At 75.3% G+C, this 20,582-nt stretch carries 22 protein-coding genes; 10 read left to right on the top strand and 12 right to left on the bottom strand.

Going from position 1 to position 20,582, the window contains the following annotated elements; genetic code table 11:
- Window positions 1-111: 111 nt before the first annotated feature.
- Window positions 112-1,095 carry a TAXI family TRAP transporter solute-binding subunit gene (locus GCU60_RS07940; protein ID WP_163203932.1) on the top strand — a complete coding sequence of 328 codons (984 nt, stop codon included), beginning with the start codon at window positions 112-114 and terminating at the stop codon, window positions 1,093-1,095.
- Here GCU60_RS07940 and GCU60_RS21540 read toward each other — a convergent pair.
- Window positions 1,059-2,474 carry an ATP-binding protein gene (locus GCU60_RS21540; RefSeq protein ID WP_163203930.1) on the bottom strand — a complete coding sequence of 472 codons (1,416 nt, stop codon included), beginning with the start codon at window positions 2,472-2,474 and terminating at the stop codon, window positions 1,059-1,061. The two genes, GCU60_RS07940 and GCU60_RS21540, sit on opposite strands and share 37 nt — an antisense overlap.
- A gap of 19 nt (window positions 2,475-2,493) precedes the next feature.
- Window positions 2,494-3,204 (bottom strand): response regulator, encoded by a 711-nt coding sequence (locus GCU60_RS07930; protein WP_163203929.1) that lies wholly within the window; start codon window positions 3,202-3,204, stop codon window positions 2,494-2,496.
- Window positions 3,205-3,325: 121 nt separating this feature from the next.
- Here GCU60_RS07930 and GCU60_RS07925 point away from each other — a divergent pair, with 121 nt between their 5' ends.
- The 4 genes from GCU60_RS07925 to GCU60_RS07910 are packed head-to-tail and all read left to right on the top strand — an operon-like array spanning window position 3,326 to window position 8,209.
- Window positions 3,326-5,512 carry a TRAP transporter fused permease subunit gene (locus tag GCU60_RS07925; RefSeq protein WP_204261637.1) on the top strand — a complete coding sequence of 729 codons (2,187 nt, stop codon included), beginning with the start codon at window positions 3,326-3,328 and terminating at the stop codon, window positions 5,510-5,512.
- Entirely contained in the window at window positions 5,509-6,537 is a 1,029-nt protein-coding gene (locus GCU60_RS07920) for a TAXI family TRAP transporter solute-binding subunit (RefSeq protein ID WP_163203927.1), read from the top strand. The genes GCU60_RS07925 and GCU60_RS07920 overlap by 4 nt, the downstream gene beginning before the upstream one ends.
- A gap of 5 nt (window positions 6,538-6,542) precedes the next feature.
- On the top strand, window positions 6,543-7,436 hold the full coding sequence (locus GCU60_RS07915; protein ID WP_204261636.1) for a dihydrodipicolinate synthase family protein: 894 nt from the start codon (window positions 6,543-6,545) through the stop codon (window positions 7,434-7,436).
- Window positions 7,436-8,209, top strand: a complete 774-nt coding sequence (locus GCU60_RS07910; RefSeq protein WP_163203925.1) for an SDR family oxidoreductase — start codon at window positions 7,436-7,438, stop codon at window positions 8,207-8,209. Before GCU60_RS07915 ends, GCU60_RS07910 begins: the two co-directional genes overlap by 1 nt.
- 54 nt (window positions 8,210-8,263) lie before the next feature.
- Here GCU60_RS07910 and GCU60_RS07905 read toward each other — a convergent pair whose 3' ends face one another.
- Window positions 8,264-8,491, bottom strand: coding sequence for a DUF4177 domain-containing protein (locus tag GCU60_RS07905; RefSeq protein ID WP_104529225.1), 228 nt, complete (start codon window positions 8,489-8,491; stop codon window positions 8,264-8,266).
- A 58-nt stretch (window positions 8,492-8,549) separates the two neighbouring features.
- Between GCU60_RS07905 and GCU60_RS07900 the strand changes: the two genes are divergently transcribed.
- Window positions 8,550-8,903 (top strand): DUF6968 family protein, encoded by a 354-nt coding sequence (locus tag GCU60_RS07900; RefSeq protein WP_163203923.1) that lies wholly within the window; start codon window positions 8,550-8,552, stop codon window positions 8,901-8,903.
- Window positions 8,904-8,913: 10 nt separating this feature from the next.
- Here the strand turns inward: GCU60_RS07900 and GCU60_RS07895 are convergent, their stop codons facing one another.
- Both GCU60_RS07895 and GCU60_RS07890 read right to left on the bottom strand, forming a co-directional pair.
- Complete coding sequence (locus tag GCU60_RS07895; RefSeq protein ID WP_163203921.1) at window positions 8,914-10,245, bottom strand: class I SAM-dependent RNA methyltransferase; 1,332 nt, start codon at window positions 10,243-10,245, stop codon at window positions 8,914-8,916.
- Window positions 10,238-12,223: an APC family permease gene (locus GCU60_RS07890; protein WP_345770470.1), complete on the bottom strand. Its 1,986-nt coding sequence runs from the start codon at window positions 12,221-12,223 to the stop codon at window positions 10,238-10,240. The genes GCU60_RS07895 and GCU60_RS07890 overlap by 8 nt, the downstream gene beginning before the upstream one ends.
- 230 nt (window positions 12,224-12,453) lie before the next feature.
- Between GCU60_RS07890 and GCU60_RS07885 the strand changes: the two genes are divergently transcribed.
- Both GCU60_RS07885 and GCU60_RS07880 read left to right on the top strand, forming a co-directional pair.
- Window positions 12,454-13,122, top strand: coding sequence for an NAD-binding protein (locus GCU60_RS07885; protein ID WP_163203918.1), 669 nt, complete (start codon window positions 12,454-12,456; stop codon window positions 13,120-13,122).
- Window positions 13,122-13,802, top strand: coding sequence for a potassium channel family protein (locus GCU60_RS07880; RefSeq protein ID WP_163203916.1), 681 nt, complete (start codon window positions 13,122-13,124; stop codon window positions 13,800-13,802). Before GCU60_RS07885 ends, GCU60_RS07880 begins: the two co-directional genes overlap by 1 nt.
- A 13-nt stretch (window positions 13,803-13,815) precedes the next feature.
- Here the strand turns inward: GCU60_RS07880 and GCU60_RS07875 are convergent, their stop codons facing one another.
- From GCU60_RS07875 to GCU60_RS07850, 6 genes are all read right to left on the bottom strand, one after another.
- Complete coding sequence (locus GCU60_RS07875; protein ID WP_345770469.1) at window positions 13,816-14,622, bottom strand: DUF3159 domain-containing protein; 807 nt, start codon at window positions 14,620-14,622, stop codon at window positions 13,816-13,818.
- A 61-nt stretch (window positions 14,623-14,683) separates the two neighbouring features.
- A complete protein-coding gene (locus tag GCU60_RS07870; RefSeq protein WP_163203914.1) occupies window positions 14,684-15,061 on the bottom strand; it encodes an OB-fold nucleic acid binding domain-containing protein in 378 nt (125 codons plus the stop codon).
- 64 nt (window positions 15,062-15,125) lie between these two features.
- Window positions 15,126-15,896, bottom strand: a complete 771-nt coding sequence (locus tag GCU60_RS07865) for a DUF3710 domain-containing protein (protein ID WP_163203912.1) — start codon at window positions 15,894-15,896, stop codon at window positions 15,126-15,128.
- A 1-nt stretch (window position 15,897) separates the two neighbouring features.
- Window positions 15,898-16,404, bottom strand: coding sequence for a dUTP diphosphatase (gene dut / locus GCU60_RS07860; RefSeq protein ID WP_163203910.1), 507 nt, complete (start codon window positions 16,402-16,404; stop codon window positions 15,898-15,900).
- A 27-nt stretch (window positions 16,405-16,431) separates the two neighbouring features.
- Window positions 16,432-17,316, bottom strand: a complete 885-nt coding sequence (locus tag GCU60_RS07855; RefSeq protein ID WP_163203908.1) for a hypothetical protein — start codon at window positions 17,314-17,316, stop codon at window positions 16,432-16,434.
- Window positions 17,317-17,401: 85 nt separating this feature from the next.
- Complete coding sequence (locus GCU60_RS07850; RefSeq protein WP_163203906.1) at window positions 17,402-17,701, bottom strand: DUF4193 domain-containing protein; 300 nt, start codon at window positions 17,699-17,701, stop codon at window positions 17,402-17,404.
- Window positions 17,702-17,976: 275 nt separating this feature from the next.
- Between GCU60_RS07850 and GCU60_RS07845 the strand changes: the two genes are divergently transcribed.
- Window positions 17,977-19,023, top strand: a complete 1,047-nt coding sequence (locus GCU60_RS07845; protein ID WP_163203905.1) for a phosphotransferase — start codon at window positions 17,977-17,979, stop codon at window positions 19,021-19,023.
- A gap of 119 nt (window positions 19,024-19,142) precedes the next feature.
- Window positions 19,143-19,682, top strand: a complete 540-nt coding sequence (locus GCU60_RS07840) for a LytR C-terminal domain-containing protein (protein WP_163203903.1) — start codon at window positions 19,143-19,145, stop codon at window positions 19,680-19,682.
- 13 nt (window positions 19,683-19,695) lie between these two features.
- Here the strand turns inward: GCU60_RS07840 and GCU60_RS07835 are convergent, their stop codons facing one another.
- A complete protein-coding gene (locus tag GCU60_RS07835; RefSeq protein ID WP_345770468.1) occupies window positions 19,696-20,517 on the bottom strand; it encodes an inositol monophosphatase family protein in 822 nt (273 codons plus the stop codon).
- Window positions 20,518-20,582 lie beyond the last annotated feature (65 nt).

Genomic DNA, 20,582 nt, shown 5'->3' with positions numbered 1-20,582 from the left:
CGTCCCGCGGCACGGGACACCGGATCGCACATGTGTTCGAATCGTGACGTCCCCTCTTCCCTGCCGGCGCAGCTAGGGTCGGCGCCGACAGCACCGGGTGCGGAGGTGGGCGTGCGACGCAGGGCGCGAGCGCGTGCGGCGCTGGCCACGGCATGCCTGCTCGGCGCCGTGCTGACCGGCTGCGCCACCGGCCCGGAGGTGGCCGAGCCCCCGGCCGAGCTGGTCATCGCCGCCGGGGAGTCCTCCGGCGTCTACTACCGCTACGGGCGCGGGCTGGCCGGGGCCCTCGCCACCGAGCTGCCCGGCACCGACGCCACCGCCGTGGTCACCCGCGGCTCGGTGGACAACATCCGGCGCCTGGCCGACGGCAGCGCCGAGGTCGCGTTCGCGCTCGCCGACACCGCCGCCGAGGCGGTCACCGGCAGCGGCCCGTTCGACGCACCGGTCCCGGTCCGCGCGATCGCCCGGCTCTACACCAACGCGGTGCACGTCGTGGTCCCCGCCGACTCCCCCGCCCAGCGGGTCGCCGACCTCGCGGGCCTGCGCGTCTCCGTCGGCGCACCCGGGTCCGGGACCGAGCTGACCGCGATGCGGCTGCTCGAGGTCGCCGGGGTGACCGGCGAGCGGTCGGCGGCCACCGAGCGACTCGGCGTCGGCGACTCCGCCGAGGCCCTGGCGGCCGGGCGGCTGGACGCCTTCTTCTGGTCCGGCGGGCTCCCCACCGAGGGCATCCAGGAGCTGGTCGACACGGCGCCGGTGCGGCTGCTGCCCACCGACGACCTGCTGGTGACCATGCGCGCGAACCATGCCGAGTACGTCGTCGAGCAGACGATCCGGGCCAGCGTCTACGGGCTGCCGGCCGACGTCAGCGGCATCGGCGTGCCGAACCTGCTGCTGGTGCGGGCGGACATGCCCGACGACCTGGCCGAGGCGCTCACCAGCACGCTGTTCGGCTCCCAGGCGGAGCTGCTCGCGGCGCACCCGGAGGCCCGGCACCTCGACCTGCGCAGCGCGATCACCACCACGCCGGTGCCGCTGCACCCGGGCGCGGCCGCCTACTACCGGGCGGCCAAACCGGGGGTCGACGACGACTGAGCCGGCACGGCCTCCAGCCGCGGCAGCCGGACCTCCACGCACAGCCCGTGCGGTGCGGCCGGTCGCACCGTGAGCGTTCCCCCGCAGCGCTCCACCAGCGTGCTGGCGATCGCCAGGCCCAGCCCGGAGCCGGGCACGTTCTGCTGGTCGGGCCCCCGCCAGAAGCGCCGGGTCGCGGCGGCGCACTGCTCCGACGGGAGCCCCGGGCCGTCGTCGGCCACCAGGAGCTCGACCCGCCCCTCCGGCCCCTCCCCGACCGAGACCCGGACGGTGCCGCCGGGGGTGAACCGCAGGGCGTTGTGCAGCACCGCGTCGAGCACCGTGTCCAGCGCTCCGGGTGGGGTCAGCACCCAGGCCGAGCCCTCGGCGGACAGCTGCATCTCGGTACCGCCGGCCTCCGCGGCGTCGCTCCAGACCCGCAGGCGCTCGCGGACGCACGCCCCCACGTCGACGGCCACCGGAGCGCCGCGGTCCTCCTGCGCGCGCGCCATCGCCAGGGTGTCGTCGAGCACCTGGGTCAGCCGCCGGATCTCCTCCATCGCCACCCGGTGGTCGCCGCGGGCGGCGGGGACGAGACCGGACTCCAGCGCGTCCACCCGCAGCTGCAGCGCGGTCAGGGGGTTGCGCAGCTGGTGGGAGACGTCGGCGACCAGGGCGCGCTGCTGTGCGCTCGACGTGCGGATCGCCTCGGCCATCCGGTTGAAGTCGGCGATCAGCCGGCGCAGCTCCGGCGGCCCGTGGCCCACCTCGGCCCGGGCGTCGAGGTCACCGGTGGTGAGCGTGTGCACGGCGTCGTCCAGCCGGTGCACCGGGCGCAGGATCCACCGGGACAGCGGCCAGGTGGCCACCGCGACGAGGCCCAGCACGAGCAGCCCGGCGACCGCCAGCACGGCCCAGTAGAGGACGACGTCCCGGACCAGCTCCCCGGTCGGCGAGACCGTGACGACGGCCCCGGCCACCTCGCTGCCGCGCAGCACCGGCTCGGCGACCGTGACCGGCGCGGCCCGCCAGGGCAGCACGGTCGGCGGCGGGCTGGACCGCCGGCCGGCGAGCGCCTGGGCCAGCGCCTGGCTCCCCCCGTCGGTTCCCGGCTCCTCGCCCCCTCCGGAGCTGAGCAGCACCTCGCCGTCCACGCCGCGCACCTCGACCCGGACCCCGTACAGCCCGGCGTAGGCCTGCACCTCCGGCTCGAGGGTCTGGACCGCGCCCCGGGCGAGGGCGGGTGCGGCCAGCCGCGCCAGCCGCGCGGTGTCCCCGGTGCGGTCGATGAGCAGCTCCTGCGTCCGCGACTGCGCGTAGCTGGCGGCCAGCGGCACCTCCACGGCCACCAGGACCACGGCGACCAGTCCGAGGAGCAGCGCGATCAGCCGGCGCCTCACCGGCGCCCTCCGGGGGCGCTCACGGCAACGGCACGACCGAGCGCATCCGGTACCCCACGCCGCGGACGGTCTCCACGAGGTCGGGATCGCCGAGCTTGGCGCGCAGGGTGGCCACGTGCACGTCCAGGGTCCGGGTGGAGCCGAAGATGGTGGCTCCCCAGACCCGGTCCAGCAGCAGCTCCCGCGAGCACACCGCCCCGTGCGCACCGGCCAGCACGGCCAGCAGGTCGAACTCCTTGCGGGACAGCTTCAGCTCCGCACCGGAGAGCGTCGCCCGCCGGGCGCCAGGCTCGATCTCCAGCGCGCCCAGCCGGATGACCGTCACCGACGCCGACGCCGCAGGCGCGGTGGCCGGCACCGCCGCGCCGTCGGGGCGGGCCCGGTGGCTGCGCCGCAGCACCGCCTCCATCCGGGCCAGCAGCTCGGCGCTGCTGTAGGGCTTGACCACGTAGTCGTCGGCGCCGGCACGCAACCCGGCGATCCGTTCGCGCTCCTCGGCGCGGGCGGTGACCGCGATGATCGGCACGTCGACGACCCGGCGCAGCGCCCGGCACACGGCCAGGCCGTCCATGTCCGGCAGCCCGAGGTCCAGCAGGACCAGGTCCACCGGGTGCGCCGCCAGCGCCGCCTCCCCGGAGGAGACGCGCTGCACGAGCACGCCGTGGCGGCGCAGCACGTCGCCCAGCGCGGCGGCCACCCGGTCGTCGTCCTCGACGAGCAGCACCCGCACGTCGCGCCTCCTGTCCCCCGGCCCCGGCGACGTTAGGAGAACGTCAAGTCCTCGCCCGGCGCTGGGCTACGGCCGCAGATCCTGTCACGGTCCTCCAGGAAAACGTGAGGGAGGCCACACCGTGACTGCGCAGGGAACCGACGCGGGGAGCCCCGGCGAGCGGGCCACCGGCACCGCCGACCGGACCGGGGCGCCCGCCCCGGCCGCGAGCGCCTCGGCGCGCGCCGAGGAACCGGAGCGTCCCGGCGCGCTCGGCGAGGTGCCCGCCGAGGCCGACGCGGAGAAGCCGGCGCGCGTGCTGGACGGGAAGCTGCGCCTCGCGGTGAGCGTGGTGGCCGCCCTGCTGTCGGTGTACGCGCTGTGGAACGTGTTCTTCCCGGTGCCCGCGCTCCAGTACCGGATCATCTTCCTGGCCGTCGTCCTGCCGCTGACCTTCCTGCTCTACCGGCCGGCGGTGCGGGTGCTGCGCGGCCGGGCGGAGGGGCCGGACCGGCCGGGGATCCTGGACTGGGCGCTCGCCGCGCTGTCGCTGTTCGTGACGCTCTGGCCGCTCCTGGCCGGGTTCGACGAGTACATCTCGCGCGGCTTCCGCCCCCTGTACATCGACGTCTTCTGCGGGCTGACGCTGGTCGTGCTGGTGCTCGTGGCCACCTGGCGCACCGTGGGACCGGTCCTGCCGGTCATCTGCGGGCTCTTCATCGCCTACGCGTTCCTGGGCAACCTGATCCCCAACGGCTGGCTCGTCGGGCACCGCGGCTACGACTACCCGCGGCTGACCTCGGCCTTCGTGATGGGCACCGAGGGGATCTACGGCGTCCCCCTGGACGTCGCGGCCACCTACATCATCCTGTTCACCATCTACGGCGCCGTGCTGGAGTACTCCGGCGCCGGGCAGTTCTTCCTCGACATCAGCTTCGCCGCCTTCCGCCGGTCGAAGTCGGCACCGGGGCGGACGGTGACCCTCGCCGGGTTCCTGCTGGGCACCGTGTCCGGCTCGGGCACGGCGACCGCGGTCAGCCTCGGCAGCGTCGCCTGGCCCATCCTGAAGAAGGCCGGCTACCCGCGGGAGTCCGCCGGTGGCGTGCTGGCCGCGGCCGGCATCGGCGCCATCCTGTCCCCGCCGACGCTGGGAGCGGCAGCGTTCATCATCGCCGAGCTGCTGCGGGTCTCCTACCTGACGGTCCTGGGCTACGCCCTCATCCCCACGCTGCTCTACTACCTGGGCATCTTCCTGGCGGTGGAGTTCGACGCCCGCCGCTTCGGGGTGCGGCAGGTGGAGGTGGTCCAGCAGAGCTTCTGGCGGTTGCTCGGCCGCTTCGGCTACCACTTCAGCTCGCTGATCGTCATCGTCGTCCTGCTGGCGCTCGACCAGTCGGCGTTCAAGGCGGTCGTCTACGCCACCGCGCTGGCCTTCCTGCTCTCCTTCCTCGACCGCAACCGGCGGATGACCCCGCCCCGGGTGTTCGACGCGCTCGCCAAGGGCGCGGCGGGGGTGCTGCCGGTCGCGGCGACCACGGCCGCCGCGGGCCTGATCGTCGCGGTGCTGACGCTGACCGGGCTGGGCCTGGACCTCTCGTCGATCATCGTCGACCTCGCCGGGCTGGTCTCCAGCAACGCGACGGTCGTCCTGATGGTCACCTGCGTGCTGGCCGCCGTGGCGGTGCTCGTCCTGGGCCTGGCCGTGCCGGTCACCGCGTCGTTCATCATCGCCGCGGTGATCATCGCGCCGGCGCTGACCACGCTGGGGGTCTCCACCCCCGAGGCCTACATGTTCATCTTCTACTACGCGGTGCTCTCCGAGGTGAGCCCGCCGACGGCGCTGGCCGCCGTGGCGGCGGCCGCCATCACCGGCGGCAACGCGTTCAAGACGATGATCATGACGTTCAAGTACACGCTGCCGGCCTTCCTCGTGCCGCTGGCCTTCGTGCTGACCAGCAACGGCCAGGGCCTGGTGGGCCAGGGCGGCGCGGCGACCGTGCTGTTCGCGACCGCGGTGTCCGCGCTCGCCGTCGCCGCGCTGGCCGTCGTCACAGGCAAGTGGCTCCTCGGCCCGGCCCGGCTGCCCGAGCGCGTGCTCGCCGGCGTCGCCGCCGTCCTGCTCCTGTACCTGGAGACGACGACCGTGCTCATCGGTCTGGCCGCGCTGGCCCTCGCCGTCGTGGTCCACCTGATCGGCCGGCGCCGGCACCCCGACACGACGCCCCGGCAACCCCCGCCCGACGACGACGGGTCGGCTCCCGGCCAATCGAGCGGCTCCGACCCGAACCGACCCGCCCCGCCCACCCCGACCCAGGAGGTCACCCCGTGAGAAAGTCCCGCACCCCTGTCCTGTTCGCTCTGGCCTCGGCCACCGCGCTCGTCCTCGCCGGCTGCGGGGAGGCCGGCGGCGGGGGCGGCACCGCCGCCGAGGGCGAGGGCTCGGGCGGCTCCGACGCCCCCGGCTGCGCCGAGCCCGCCGGCGGCGGCCGGCTGTCGATCGCGACCGGCAACACCACCGGCGTCTACTACATCCTCGGCGGCGGCATCGCCGCGGTGCTCACCGACAACGTCGAGGGCACCGAGGCGACGGCGGAGGCCACCAACGCCTCGGCGGAGAACATCCAGCTGGTGTGCGCGGGCGACAGCGACATCGGCTTCAGCCTGGCCGACACCGCCGCCGACGCGGTCAACGGCGAGGCCGGCTTCGAGGGCGACCCCCAGTCGGTGCAGGCGCTCGCCCGGATCTACAACAACTACACGCAGGTCTTCGTGCGGGCCGACTCCGGCATCGAGTCGATCGCGGACATGGCCGGCAAGTCGGTCTCGACCGGCTCCCCGAACTCCGGCACGGAGGTCATCGCCACCCGGCTGCTCGAGGTCAACGACCTCGGGACCGGCGACATCGAGCAGCAGCGCCTGGGCCTCCCGGAGAGCGTGCAGGGCATGAAGGACGGCTCCATCGACGCGCTCATCTGGTCCGGCGGGCTGCCCACCGGCGGGATCACCGACCTGGTCACCTCCCTGGGCGACGACGTGCGCATGCTGCCGCTGGACGAGGAGCTGCCCAAGCTGCAGGACGCCTACGGCGAGGCCTACACCGCGGGCACCGTCCCGTCCGACACCTACGGTCTGCCGGGCGACGTCGAGACGGTCGCCGTCCCCAACCTGCTGGTGGTCAGCGACGCCATGCCCGAGGACGTCGCCGAGGACGTGACGCGGGCGATCTTCGAGAACCTCGACGACCTGGCCCAGGTGCACCCGGAGGCGGAGAACATCTCCGCCGACATCGCCACCGACACCGGTGACGTGCCGCTGCACCCCGGTGCCGAGGCCTACTTCGACGAGCAGGGCTGACCGGCGTGGGCGACGTCGCACTCGCACCGGGCGTGTGGGGGGTGCTGGCCACCCCGTTCGCCGGCCCGGAGCTCGAGGTCGACCGGGCCAGCCTCACCCGGCTGGCCGGGCACCTGGAGACCGCGGGCGCCACCGGGCTGACGGTGCTGGGGGTCTTCGGCGAGGCGGCCCGGCTGTCGGTCGCCGAGCGGCGGGCGGTGCTCGCCGCGGTGGTCGACGCCGTGGCGCTGCCCCTGGTGGTGGGTGCGACGTCACTGGCCACCGCCCCGCTGCTGGACGAGGTCCGGATGGCGCAGGACGTCGCCGGCGACCGGCTGGCGGCGGTCATGGTGCAGGTCCACTCCCCGAGCGCGGACCTGCTGCGGGCGCACCTGGAGGCGGTGCACGCCGCGACCGGCGCGGCCGTGGTGGTGCAGGACTACCCGGTGGCCAGCGGGGTGCGGATCGGCGGGGAGGACCTGGTGCGGGCGATCGACGGCCTGCCGTTCGTCGCCGCGGTCAAGGCGGAGTCACAGCCCACCGCGGCGGCCGTGGCGATGCTCACCGCCCGCCTGGAGGTGCCGGTGTTCGGTGGGCTGGGCGGACTGGGGCTGCTCGACGAGCTCGCCGTCGGCGCCGCCGGGGCGATGACCGGGTTCTCCTTCCCGGAGGGCCTGGTCGCCTGCACCCGGGCGTTCGCCGAGGAGGGCTTCGCCGCCGCGCGGGACGCCTTCCTGCCCTACCTGCCGCTCATCGCCTTCGAGCAGCAACCGGGGATCGGGCTCGCCATCCGCAAGGAGTGCATGGTCGCGCGCGGTCTCATCGCGGGGGCCGCGGTGCGACCGCCGTCGCCGGGGATGCCGGCTGCGCTGCGCGAGCAGGTCACCGCGCAGGTCGGCGCGGTCGGTGGGCGGGCCTGATGGACCTGGGACTGCACGGCCGCACCGCGGTGGTGGCCGCCTCGACCGGTGGGCTGGGCGAGGCGGTGGCCCGGGCACTGGCCGCCGAGGGCGCGCACGTCGTCGTCTCCGGTCGGCGGGGGGAACGCGTGCGGCAGCTCGCCGCCGAGCTCCCCTCAGCCGTCGGCGTCGAGGTCGACCTCACCGACCCCGACGGCCCGGCCCGGCTGGTCGCCGCGGCGGAATCGGCGTTCGGACCGGTGGACGTCGCCGTCCTCAACGGTCCGGGGCCCCGCCCCGGCCTCGCGGCCGACCTCACCGACGACGACGTGACGGGGGCGGTCGCCGCGCTGGTGGCCCCGCACCGCCGCCTGGTGGCGGCGGTGCTGCCCGGCATGCGGGAGCGCGGCTGGGGACGGGTGCTCGCCGTCGGCTCCAGCGGCGTCGCCGCACCGCTGCCGGGGCTGGCGGCCTCGAACCTGGGACGGGCCGCGCTGGCCGGCTGGCTCAGGACGCTGGCCGCCGAGGTCGCCGCCGAGGGGGTCACGGTGAACCTGCTGCTGCCCGGCCGGATCGCCACCGACCGGGTCGCCGAGCTGGACCAGGCGGCGGCGGGCCGCACCGGGCGGACGGTCGAGCAGGTGCAGGAAGCGTCGCGGGCGACCATCCCGGCCGGGCGCTACGGCCGCCCGGAGGAGTTCGGCGCGGTGGCCGCGTTCCTGTGCAGCGCGGCCGCCGGCTACGTCACCGGCACCGCGCTGCGCTGCGACGGCGGGCTGGTCCGCACCCTGTGAGCGCCCGGACCGGCCCGACCCTTGCGCCGGGCCGGTCCGGTCCGCGGCGCGCTGTCAGGGGACCTGGCGCTTGAGCCAGAACTGCTCGAACCCCCACGTCCCGGCGCCGCTGGAGTGGTAGCTCACCAGCTCCCACCCTTCGGCGCCGAGCTGGTTGAGGACCGAGCTGGTGTCGCCCTGCTGCCGTTCCGAGACACCGCCGGGGAGCTTGACGCTCACCCCGGCGCGCTGGGACTCGGCGTCGTTGGCAGTGATGACCGAGGCGTATTCCCACGTGGGCACCCCCAGACGTTATCCAATGGGATCCCGGCCGGTCCCGGCGACGACGAGGAGGCACGTGGTGACGACGACCCAGCAGCTCGGTCAGGTGGTGGCCGAGCGACGGTTCGAGGCGGTGGCCGGGGACGGCGCCCGCACGCCGGTGACCGTGCTGATCGGCGCACCGGTGCCGGACCCGGCGGCCGGCGGGGACTGGTTCTGCCCGCACCGGGTCGAGGGGCTGGGCGAGGACTCCGGAGGCGGGGCCTTCGGCGTGGACTCCCTGCAGGCGCTGCTGCTCTCGGTGCACGCGCTGCAACTCGCGCTCGACCAGCGCGCGGAGGAGGCGTCGGTCCGCCTCGAGTGGCTGGGCCTGCCGCACACGGGGCTCACCGTGGACCCCGCCCCCTATCTCGGGCTGCGGCCCCGCGACTGAGGCGTCGCGGCTAGGACCCGGAAGGGACCAGCAGCGCGACGCACTCCACGTGCGACGTCATCGGAAAGGCGTCGAACCCGCGCAGCGCCGCCGGCCGGTACCCCGCCTCGGCGAACGCGGCGACGTCCCGGGCCAGCGCCGCCGGGTCGCAGGCCACGTAGACCACGGCGCGTGCCCCGGTCCCGGCGAGCAGCCGGCTGACCGCCGCCCCGGCTCCCGCGCGCGGCGGGTCCAGGACGACGACGTCGGGCGCGGAGCCGAGCTCGGCCAGCAGCTCGGCCAGCCCCTCGGCGTCGACCTCGCCCTGCCAGACCTCGGCCTGGGGCAGCCCGGCGAGGTTGGCGTCGGCCGCGGCGCAGGCGCCGGGGTCGGACTCCACGCAGACCACGCGCCCCTGCTCCCCGACCAGCGGGGCGAGGGCGCCACCGAAGAGGCCGGCGCCGGCGTAGAGGTCGAGCACGGTCTCCCCCGGGATCACCGCGGCGAGATCCTCGACGGCGGTGACCAGCGTGTCGGCGGCCGCCGGGTGCACCTGCCAGAAGCCGGTGCCCTCGACCTCCCAGTCGCGTCCCCCCGCCCGCCGCTCGGCGCGCGCGGCCGGCTCCGCCGGCAGCTCCTCGCCCGCCCGGAGCACCTCGGCGCCCAGGGCGTGCCCACGACGGTCCAGCGGGGCGACCGTCACCGCGCCGGTGGAGTCGATCGACACGTCGACGGCGCCGGCCTCCGGCCAGGGCCGCCCGAGCACGGCACCGGCTGCCGGCTCCACCGTGATCGGGCAGTCGTCGAGGACGACGACGTCGTGCGAGCGGTGCCGGCGCAGGCCCGGCGCACCGGTGCGGTCGACGGCGAAGCGGGCCCGCGAGCGCCAGCGCAGCGGTCCGCCGGGCAGCTCCTCGACGGCCAGCCCCGCCACCACCGGGTCGCCGGCGTCCAGGCCGCCGAGCCGCACCAGCTGCTCGCGCACCACCGCGGCCTTGAGCCGGCGCTGCTCCGCGGGGTCGACGTGCTGCCAGTCGCAGCCGCCGCACCTGCCCGGTCCGCTGTACGGGCACGGCCGCTCCACCCGCGCGGGCGCGGGCTCCAGGACCTCGATCGCGTCGGCCCGGCAGAAACCGGGGTGCCGGTCCTCGGTGACCCGCACGCGCACCCGCTCGCCGGGCAGCGTGTGCCGGACGAAGACCACCCGGCCCTCGTGCCGGGCCACGCAGTGCCCGCCGTGCGCCACCGGCCCGACCGTCACCTCGAACTCGGTCCCGGTCCAGCCCAAGCCCTTCGGCGCCGCCGCAGGGGCCCGCCGCGAGCGTGCGAGCGGTGGGGGGCGGCGGGGTCCTTTCTCAGCCATAGGGCGTCACGTCGACCTCGTCGTCGGTGTAGCCGCGCCGCAGGTCCCCGGGAGCCGGGCCGCCCCGCCGGCCGTCGGCGTCGTCGTGGCCGACCGTGCTCTCCAGCAGCCAGGGGACGGTCGTGATCATCACCCCGGGCTGGAACTGCAGGCGGGCCCGCAGCCGCAGCGCGCTCTGGTTGTGCAGGGCGTTCTCCCACCAGTGCCCGACGACGTACTGCGGCACGAAGACGACGACGAGCTCGCGGGGGCTGTCCCGGCGGATGCTCTTGACGTAGTCCAGGACCGGCCGGGTGATCTCGCGGTAGGGCGACTCGAGCACGGTCAGCGGCACCGGGATGTCGTAGCGCTCCCAGTCCGACTGCAGGCTCCGCGTCTCGGCGTCGTCGACGTTGACCGTCAGGGCGGTGAGCGCGTCGGGACGGGTCGCCCGGGCGAAGGAGAGCGCGCGCAGCGTCGGCTTGTGCACCTTGGAGACCAGCACCACGGCGTGCACCTTGCTCGGCAGCGTGCGGGCGTCGGAGTCGGGCACCAGCTGCTTCGAGACGTGCGAGTAGTGCCGGTTGATGGCCCGCATGAGCACGAACAGGATCGGCATGGCCAGCAGCACCAGCCAGGCGCCGTGGGTGAACTTGGTGACGATGATGATCAGGAGCACCGCGCTGGTCAGCGAGCCACCGATGGTGTTGATGACCTGCGAGCGGCGCATCCGGCGGCGGGCGGCCGCGTCGGGCGCCGCCTTCATCTCCCGGTTCCAGTGCCGCACCATGCCCCACTGGCCGATGCTGAAGCTGGTGAAGACGCCGATGATGTAGAGCTGGATCAGCCGGCTGACGTCGGCGCCGAAGGCCACGATCAGCAGCGCGGCGAACCCGGCCAGCACGAGGATTCCGTTGCTGTAGACGAGCTTGTCCCCGCGGGTGTGCAGCTGCCGCGGCATGAACCGGTCCTGCGCCAGCACCGAGCCGAGCAGCGGGAACCCGTTGAACGCCGTGTTGGCCGCGAGGATCAGCACGAGCGCGGTGGCGGCCTGGATGAAGAAGAAGCCGACCGACCCGTCGCCCCCGAAGACGGCCGCGGCCAGCTGGGCGATGACCGTGCGCTGCGGCTCGGTCTCGCAGTCGGCGAAGCCCTCCAGGTCGCAGGGGTGCTCGACGTACTTCACGCCCGCGAGCAGCGCCAGCGCCGTCACCCCGGCGAACATGGTGGCCGCGATGCCGCCCATGAGGGCCAGCGTGGTGGCCGCGTTCCGGCTCTTCGGCGGCCGGAAGGCCGGGACGCCGTTGGCGATGGCCTCGACCCCGGTGAGCGCGGTGCAGCCGGAGGCGAAGGCGCGCAGCGCGAAGAAGATCAGCGCCAGCCCGGCCAGCTGGGTGTACCCCGGCTCGGGCGTGACCGTGTAGGCCGATGTCTCCGCGGTGATGCCCTCGTCGGTGACGAAGTAGCGGATCAGCCCGGTCACGATCATGACCAGGATGCCGCTGATGAAGAGGTACGTGGGCACGGCGAAGGCGCGCCCGGACTCCCGCACCCCGCGCAGGTTGGCCGCCGCCAGCAGCGTCACGAGCCCGACGGCGATCAGCACCCGGTGCTCGTTCAGCGACGGGAACGCCGAGATGATGTTGTCGGTGCCGGCCGAGACCGACACCGCCACGGTCAGCACGTAGTCCACCAGCAGCGCGCTGGCCACCGTCAGCCCGGCGAACTGGCCGTGGTTCTTCATCGCGACCTCGTAGTCGCCGCCACCCGAGGGGTAGGCGTGCACCACCTGGCGGTAGGACAGCACGACGGTCACCAGCAGGACGACGACCGCCGCCGCGAGCCACGGCGCCAGGTACAGGAACGCCGTGCCGGCCAGGGTGAGGATGATGAGGATCTCCTGCGTAGCGTAGGCCACCGAGGAGAGCGGGTCACTGGCGAAGATGGGCAGCGCGAGCCGCTTGGGCAGCAGCGACTCCCCCATCCGGTCGCTGCGCACAGGACGACCGACGACGAGGCGTTTCGGGAGTTGTCCGAGGTCGGACAGGCTTGGCACGGCGGCGATGCTACGGACCGGGAGGGCCCGCGCGCGGGTGACTCGGCCCACCTCGCCCCGACGGGGGGACCCGCCCCGCCTGCGCGCTGGCCGGCCCGCTCCGGGTGTAGCTTCGCGCCCGGTGATGCGCGGGCGGACGGCGCCGGCGTGACCTGTCGTCGCAGGGAGTGAACGTGCACGTGGTCGTGATGGGCTGCGGCCGCGTCGGCTCGGCCATCGCCCGCCGGCTCGAGCAGATCGGGCACAGCGTGGCGGTGATCGACCAGGACCCCGCTGCGTTCCGCCGGCTGGGCCCGGACTTCGGCGGCCGGCAGATCACCGGCCTGGGCTTCGACCGGCAGACCCTGCTCGACGCCGGCATCGACTCCGCCGGCGCGTTCGCCGCGGTGAGCAGCGGCGACAACTCCAACATCATCAGCGCCCGGGTCGCCCGCGAGACCTTCGGCGTCCAGCACGTGGTCGCCCGCATCTACGACTCCAAGCGCGCAGAGGTCTACGAGCGCATGGGCATCCCGAGCGTCGCGACCGTGCCGTGGACGGTGAACCGCCTGCTGCGCGAGCTGCTCTCGGTGAAGGTCAGCGAGCTGTGGCGGGAGCCCACCGGCCAGGTGCTGCTCATGCGGGTCACCGTCACCGAGGGCTGGGTCGGCCACCGGCTGGCCGAGCTGGAGAGCGCCTCCGGCGCCCGCGCCGCCTGGCTGGTGCGCTTCGGTGACGCGATGCTGCCCACCGCCACCACGGTCCTGCAGGACGGCGACCAGCTCATCGTCGCAGTCACCGACGAGCTCACCGCCCGCGTGCACGAGGTCGTCGAGCACGGCCCCCAGGGAGGTGGGCACTGATGCGCGTCGCCATCGTCGGGGCCGGCGCCGTCGGCCGCTCCATCGCCGGGGAGCTGCTGGAGAACGGCCACACCGTGATGCTGATCGAGAAGGACGGCCGCAAGGTGCGCACCCGCTCGGTCCCGGGGGCCGAGTGGGTCCAGGCCGACGCCTGCGAGGTGTCCTCCCTGGAGGAGGCGCAGCTGGCCACGTGCGACGTCGTCGTCGCCGCGACCGGTGACGACAAGGCCAACCTGGTCGTCTCGCTGCTGGCCAAGACGGAGTTCGCCGTCAACCGGGTCGTGGCCCGCGTGAAGGACCCGCGCAACGAGTGGCTCTACACCGAGGCGTGGGGCGTCGACGTCGCCGTCTCCACCCCGCGGGTCCTGGCCGCGCTGGTCGAGGAGGCGGTGAGCGTGGGCGACGTCGTCCGCCTCATGAGCTTCCGCAAGGGCGCGGCGAACCTGGTCGAGATCACCCTCGGCAACGACACCCCCTGGGTCGGCCACCCGCTGCGGGACGTGCCGCTGCCCCGCGAGACGGTGCTCACCACCATCCTGCGCGGCGACCGGGTCATCACCCCGACGCCCGACGAGCCGCTGGAGTCCGGCGACGAGCTGCTCTTCGTCTCGCACGGCGACACCGAGGACCAGCTGCAGTTCGTCTTCGCGCCCGGCGGTCCCGGCAGCACCGCCGGCTGACGGCGGCGCGAGCTCAGACCGCGGGGTCGGGAGGACCCGCGCGGTGGCGGTGCAGCCGGGCGACGACCCAGAAGGTCGCCACGAGCACGACGGCGGTGAGCGGCAGCCCGAGGACGACCGACGCGGTGCCCAGCAGTTCCACCTCGTCGGCCCGGTAGAGCACCCACTGCACGCCGGCGCGGAGCAGGAACGTCGCGGCCCAGAGCACCGTCAGCCAGGCGTAGGCGCGCAGCAGCCGGGGGTCGTCCCGCCAGTGCTGCTCCGGCTCCGGATCGGCGGCCGGCGGTGCCGGCTCGGGGACCGGCGCCACCTCGGCCGTCCCCGCGGCGCGCCGGGCACGGTTCCACGGCATGACGTGCCCCGCCATGGACCCGACGTGGCTGGGCGCGAAGAACTCGGCGGCCACCCCCACCAGGGGCCAGCGGAACGGGATCGAGGCCAGCAGCACCACACCGATGACCAGGCTGCGCACGATGCCGAGCACGAAGAAGTCGCGGGCCTGACCGGACGCGGCGGCGATCGCCACCGCGACGCCGACGGCGAACAGCCCGCTCACCGCCTGCTGGATGCTCTCCTTGCGCGCCAGGCGGAGCGCGAACACCAGGAGCGCGGAGATCACGGCCGCCCAGATCCCGGTGCGCAGCCCGTCGATGCCGTTGGCCACGACGAATGCCACCGTGGGCAGGGTCGCGTCGACCATGCCGCGCCAGCCGCCGAGCTGCTGGAGCAGCATCTCGCGGTCGAAGAGGGGCGTCGACCTCTCCGGGGCGCTGTCGTCGGCCGGGCTGTCGGGCCCGTCCTCCGGGCGTGGTGCGGTCACCGTGCTCTCCCCTGTCGGAACGTCCGGCTCGCTTCCCCGGCGGCTCGCACCGCCGGGGGCGTCAGCAGGAGATCAGCTCGTACCGGGGGTTGTAGATGACCTGGCGGCCGTCGAAGGCGGCGAACCGGCCTCGCGCGGTCAGGGTCCGGCCGGGCTCGATGCCCGGGATCCGCCGCCGGCCCAGCCAGACCAGGGTGACCGAGCCCGAGCCGTCGAACAGCTCGGCCTCGAGCGTGGGCACCGTCTCGCGAGGGGTGTAGACCACCGACTTGAGCCGACCGGTCACCGTCACCACCGCGCCCTTGCGGCACGAGCTGACCGGCTCGCACCCGGCGCTGACGGCATCGGCGCGCAGCTCGGCGGCGTCGATGCTGTGGTCGTCGGCGGTGAGTCGCGTCAGCGTGCGCGACCACCAGCCGGCCGGTCGGGTCTCCGTCACGGGCCCAGCGTAGTGCGGTGCCGCGCAGACGGGTCCGCGGACCGCTGTCATGCCGGCGCGCCGCTCACGCGGGGCCCGCGCCGGGCCGCTCGCCCGGCGGCGGGGTCTGCCGGGGCGCCTGCTGCTGGGGGGCCTGCTGCTGGGGGGCCTGCTGCTGGGCCGCCTGCTGCTGGGCGGCGAGCTGGGCGGCGGCCTGGGCGGGCAGGGTGAGCGGCAGCGGCTCGCGCACCGGCATCGGCTCGGCACCGCGGACCACCACGATGCCGCGGAACGCGGTCTCCAGCTCCGCCTGGTCGACCGGCGCGTCCTTGGTCACCGGGCCGGTGATCAGCCCGCGCAGGAACCAGCGCGGGCCGTCGACACCGAGGAACCGGGCGGCGCGCCGGACCGGCTGCGGCGCCGGCTGGCCGGGCTGCGCCGGGACCGGCGCCATCATCGTGCCGGCGAGCTCGGTTCCGAAGGGGCCCTCGACCTCGCGCAGCGAGGCGCCCTGACCGGAGGCGCTGCGGGCGAGCTCGGTGCGGACGTCGTCCCAGATCCCGGTCGCCCGGGGCGCGGCGAAGGCCGACACCTGCAGGAGGGACTCACCGTGCCGGAGCGTCGCGGCGATGACCTTCTGCTGCTGGTTGAGCTCGACGCGCAGGTCCATGCCCGGCATCGCGGGCAGCCGGACGGCGCCCAGGTCGATCCGCGCCAGCCCGTCGTCGGGGGCATCGCCCTCGTCCCAGGGCCCCGAGGTGGCCGGCACGTCCCGGACCCGCTGCTGCGGCTCCGGGGGAACCCCGCGCTCGCGCAGGCTGCGGTCGATGCGGTTGCGGCGCCGTCCGAACGGCATGTCAGTTCCGCCCCTCACGTGCTGGTGGATCGATGGATGCGGACGGCGGGCCCGCGTGCCCGCCGGTCGAGCCGTGCCCGCCCTCGCCGCGCTCGCTGGCGGGCAGCTCGGCGACCGGCACGAACCGGGCCCGGGTCACCTTCTGGATCACCAGCTGGGCGATGCGGTCGCCCCGGCGCAGCCGCAGCGGGCGAACGGGATCGAGGTTGATCAGGTTCACCTTGATCTCGCCGCGGTACCCGGCGTCGATGGTGCCCGGGGCATTGACCAGGCTCAGGCCCAGCCGGTGGGCGAGACCCGAGCGGGGGTGCACGAAGCCGGCGTACCCCTCCGGGATCGCCACGGCCACCCCGGTGCCGACGAGCCGGCGTTCGAAGGGAGCCAGCTCGACGTCCTCGGCGGCGGCGAGGTCGGCGCCGGCGTCGCCGGGCAGGGCGTAGCCCGGCACGACGCCGTCGGGCGGGGTGAGCCGGACCGGGACGTCCAGCTCGGCGAGGGGCTCGGGCACGTCGGCGACCCTATAAGGCGCCGGCACTCAGGCCGGGGGCCGGCGCAGGCCGCCCAGGACCCGCTGCGCCAGCGACTCGGTGGCCCGGCGGTTCACGCGCCCGGAGATCGCGGCACCGATCAGCAACGGCGCCGCCGACGGGACGGCCCCGGCCAGGCGGCGGGTCATCCGGCGGCGCAGCGCGCGCATGCCGGCAGCGCCGAGGAGGGAGCTCAGCCCGCCGACGCCCTGGGCGTCGACGGCGCGCTGCTCCGACCAGCTCCCCAGGTACGCGGACGCGCGCTCGGCGGCGTCGCCGGGCGGGCGACGACCGTGCAGCTCGTGCAGCTCGGCGACGAGGACGACCTCCACGGCGGCGACCAGCACCGTCTCGGCGCCGAGCTCGAGGGGCACCGCGAGGAGGGAGGGCGGCGCGAACCAGTGGGCGGCCGACAGGCCGCCGGTGGCCGCGCCGATGCCGGAGGTGATGCGGGCGGCCCGGGCGACGAGCGCATCGGCGATCTCCTCGTCCGACGACCCCGGGTGGGCCCGCCGCAGCCGCTCCCGGTCCCGGACCGGGAGGCGGGGCACGGTGACGGCCAGCAGGTCTCCCAGCAGCGCCCCGGGGTTGCGCGCCTGGCCCGTCGTCCCCTGGCCGGGGACACCGGTCGCCCGCGCGTCGGGGGCAGGCTGCTCGCCCGACGTCCCGAAGGCGCCCGCGACAGCACCGGCGACGGCGCCGACGACGTCGCGCAGCCCGCCGGCGGCCGACCGTCCGGGGCCCGAGCCGGCGAGGCCGGCCACCGCCTCGGCGATCGCCCGGCCCGCCCGGGCCAGCGGGCTCTCCTCGGCGGGCACCGGCGGGGGCGGCGAGACCGGCCGCGGGGGCGGGACGTCCCGAGGCGCGCCGGTGCGCGCCGTGTGATCCGTCATCGGTCCCCCTCAGCAGCAGGATGGAACGGCCCCGTGCAGGGCCCCGCCGCGAGCGTGCGAGTGGCGGGAGGCACGGGGTCCTTCGTCAGGCGCAGTCGCGGCAGAGCTGCTGGTCGCCCCGGGTGGAGGCCAGCCGGGTGCGGTGCTGCACCAGGAAGCAGCGCGAGCAGGTGAACTCGTCCTCCTGCTTGGGCAGGACGCGGACGGTGAGCTCCTCGCCGGACAGGTCGGCGCCGGGGAGCTCGAGGTTCTCGTTGAAGTCGGTCTCGTCGACGTCGACGGACGAGGACTGCGCCTCGGCCCGCCGCGCCTTGAGCTCCTCCAGCGAGTCCTCGCCGAGCTCGTCGGTCTCGTTGCGGCGCGGGGCGTCGTAGTCGGTGGCCATGGGTGTGCCCCTCCTCCGGGGTCGCGCGGGTGTCGTACCCGCTCGTCTGACGCGGCGCCGGGTGCGCGCCGTCGTCCTTCCGGTCGCCGGTGGGCGATCGGTGGTCGGTCCGGGGCCCGGTGGTGGGGCGCCCGATCGAACCGGTCCCCCTCGCAGAGGACCGGCAGCCCGCCAACGCTGCAGGGGCCCGTTTTGTGCCCGCCCCAGCAGAGGCGACACATCGGGCCCTCGCGCGGTCGGGCGGGCGGCGGAGCGCCAGAGGTTACCCTGCGGCCGTGGCGACTCCCGCAGGTGCCGATCCAGCCGTCGTAGGCCCCTACCTGGCCTCCGCCCTGGGGCACGACCGTTGGCGATCGGTGTCCGTCGAGCTGATCGCGGCGGGCATGTCCAACCTCACCTACGTGGTGACGCCGGAGAGCGGGTCGGCCGACGACGCGGTGATCCTCCGCCGGCCGCCCACGGGGGCCGTCCTGGCCACCGCGCACGACATGGCCCGTGAGCACCGGGTGATCTCGGCGCTGGGTGCCACGCCGGTCCCGGTTCCCCGCACGCTGCACCTGTGCACCGACCCGGCGGTGCTGGGTGCGCCGTTCTACGTGATGGAGCGCGTCGTCGGCCTGCACGTCGTGGACCGGATCCCGGCGGGCTACGCCGACGACCCCGCCCGCCGGCGCGCGATGGGCGAGGGCCTGGTCGACGTCCTGGCCGACCTGCACTCCGTCGACCACGTCGCGGTGGGCCTGGCCGACTTCGGCCGCCCGGAGGGCTTCATGGGCCGCCAGGTGCGTCGCTGGACCCAGCAGTGGGAGGCCACCCGCGACCGCGAGCGCCCGGGCCTGGACGCCCTCGCTGCCCGGCTGGCCGAGACCGTCCCCACCACGCAGCGGCACGGCATCGTCCACGGCGACTTCCGGCTGGACAACTGCCTGCTCGACCCCGAGGTCCCCGGCCGCGTCCGCGCGGTCCTGGACTGGGAGATGTCGACCGTGGGCGACCCGCTGGCCGATCTCGGCATGCTGCACGTCTACTGGCCGCAGGCCGGCGAGCGCAGCGTCGCCGGGCAGAGCACGGTGACGGCGCTGGAGGGGTTCCCCACCCGCGCGGAGGTCGCGGCGCGGTACGCGGAGCGCAGCGGCCTGGACCTCTCCGACCTGTCCTGGTACGTGGGTTTCGCCTACTTCAAGTTCGCGGCGATCGTCGCCGGCATCGTCGCCCGCTCGGCCGCCGGGGCCATGGCCGGCAAGGACACCAGCGGTTACGCCGAGCGGATCGATCCGTGCGTGGAGCTGGGACGCGCCGCGCTGGAGGACGGTGCGATCTAGGAGCGCGCCGCGCCCCTAAGCTCGGACCGACAGCCGTCCGCACCAGGACGTGGGCCGTCCGGTCGCCCCGGCACCGGATGACGCCGCGCCTTCCGGGTGCACGCCCGAGGAGCATCACCGTGACCGAGCGCACCGCCGCCCGCCCCCCGGTGCGCCCCCGCAGTGGTCGCCGGCCGCTGCCCCCGCTGATCTTCCTGCTCGTGCTGGCCCTCGCCGCCGGTGCGGTCTGGTGGACCGTGGTGCGCCAGGACCGCGAGCGGGAGGCCGACCAGGCGCAGGCCTGCGCGAGCGCCGAGGCGGCCCCGCCCTCGCTGGAGCCGGGCAGCGTGCTGGTCCGTGTGTTCAACGCGACGGACTCCAGCGGCCTGGCCGGCCAGGTGGCCGACCAGCTCCGGGAGCGCGGGCTCACCGTGACCGAGGTCGCCAACGACTCCGGCCAGCGCGAGGTCGAGGGCGTCGGGGAGGTCCGCTTCGGCAAGCGCGGCAGCGACCAGGCCCGGTACATGTCGGTCTACCTCCCGGGTGCGACCGAGTACCAGGACACCCGGTCCACCGCGGAGGTGGACCTGGTGCTCGGCCCGGAGTTCCCCGGGCTGGCCAGCGTCGAGGACGTCGAGGCGGCGCTGACCGCCGTCGAGGACGCCCCCACCGGCTGCTGACCGGGCGCCGCCGTCAGCGGTGCAGCTCCTCCACCAGGTCCAGGAACTCCGCGGCCACCGTCGGCGCGGCCGCGATCATCATCGGCTCCCCGGGCGCCGCGCCCCCGAGACCGGAGACCACCGCGCCGGCCTCGGCGGCCACCAGGGCTCCCGCCGCGTGGTCCCACGGGTTCAGGCCCAGCTCGTAGTAGGCGTCCACCCGGCCGGCGGCGACCGCGCAGAGATCCAGCGCCGCACTCCCGAACCGCCGGATGTCGCGCACCCGCGGGAGCAGGCGGGCGACGACCTGCCCCTGCGCCGCCCGCTGCTCGGCCCGGTAGCCGAACCCGGTCGCCACGAGGGTCAGCTCCAGGGACGACGGCCCCGAGACCGCCAGGCGGAGCTCCGGGCGCCCCGGCGCGGTCAGCCACGCGCCTCCACCGGACGTGGCGGTGAACAGCTCGCCGGTGGCCACGTCGAGCACCACGCCGGCACGGACCACGCCGTCGACCTCGGCCGCCACCGACACCGCGTAGGCCGGTACGCCGTAGAGGAAGTTGACCGTGCCGTCGATGGGGTCGACGACCCAGCGCACCCCGCTGGTCCCCTCCCGCGAGGCACCCTCCTCCCCCAGGACGCCGTCGTCCGGGCGGGCACCGAGCAGGCGGTCCACCAGGAGGGCCTCGCTGGCCGCGTCGACCGCCGTCACGACGTCCACCGGGCTGGACTTCGTGCCGACGTGCTCGCCGGCGCCGTCCCGTCCGCGGGCCACCAGGTCGGCCGCCTCGCGGGCGGCCGCCACGGCGAGAGCGAGCAGCTGGGAGGGGGTGTCGTCGGCCCGGCCGGGAGCGTTCACGACTCCGATCCTGCCGCAGCTCGCACCGCGCGGCCCTCTCGCAGGGGCCCGCTGCGAGCCTGCGA

The organism is Blastococcus saxobsidens, from assembly GCF_010682065.1.
GTDB classification, from domain to species: Bacteria; Actinomycetota; Actinomycetes; order Mycobacteriales; family Geodermatophilaceae; genus Blastococcus; species Blastococcus saxobsidens_B.
The sequence above is the reverse complement of the archived record's forward strand: the minus strand, read 5'-3'. Positions and strand labels throughout refer to the sequence as shown.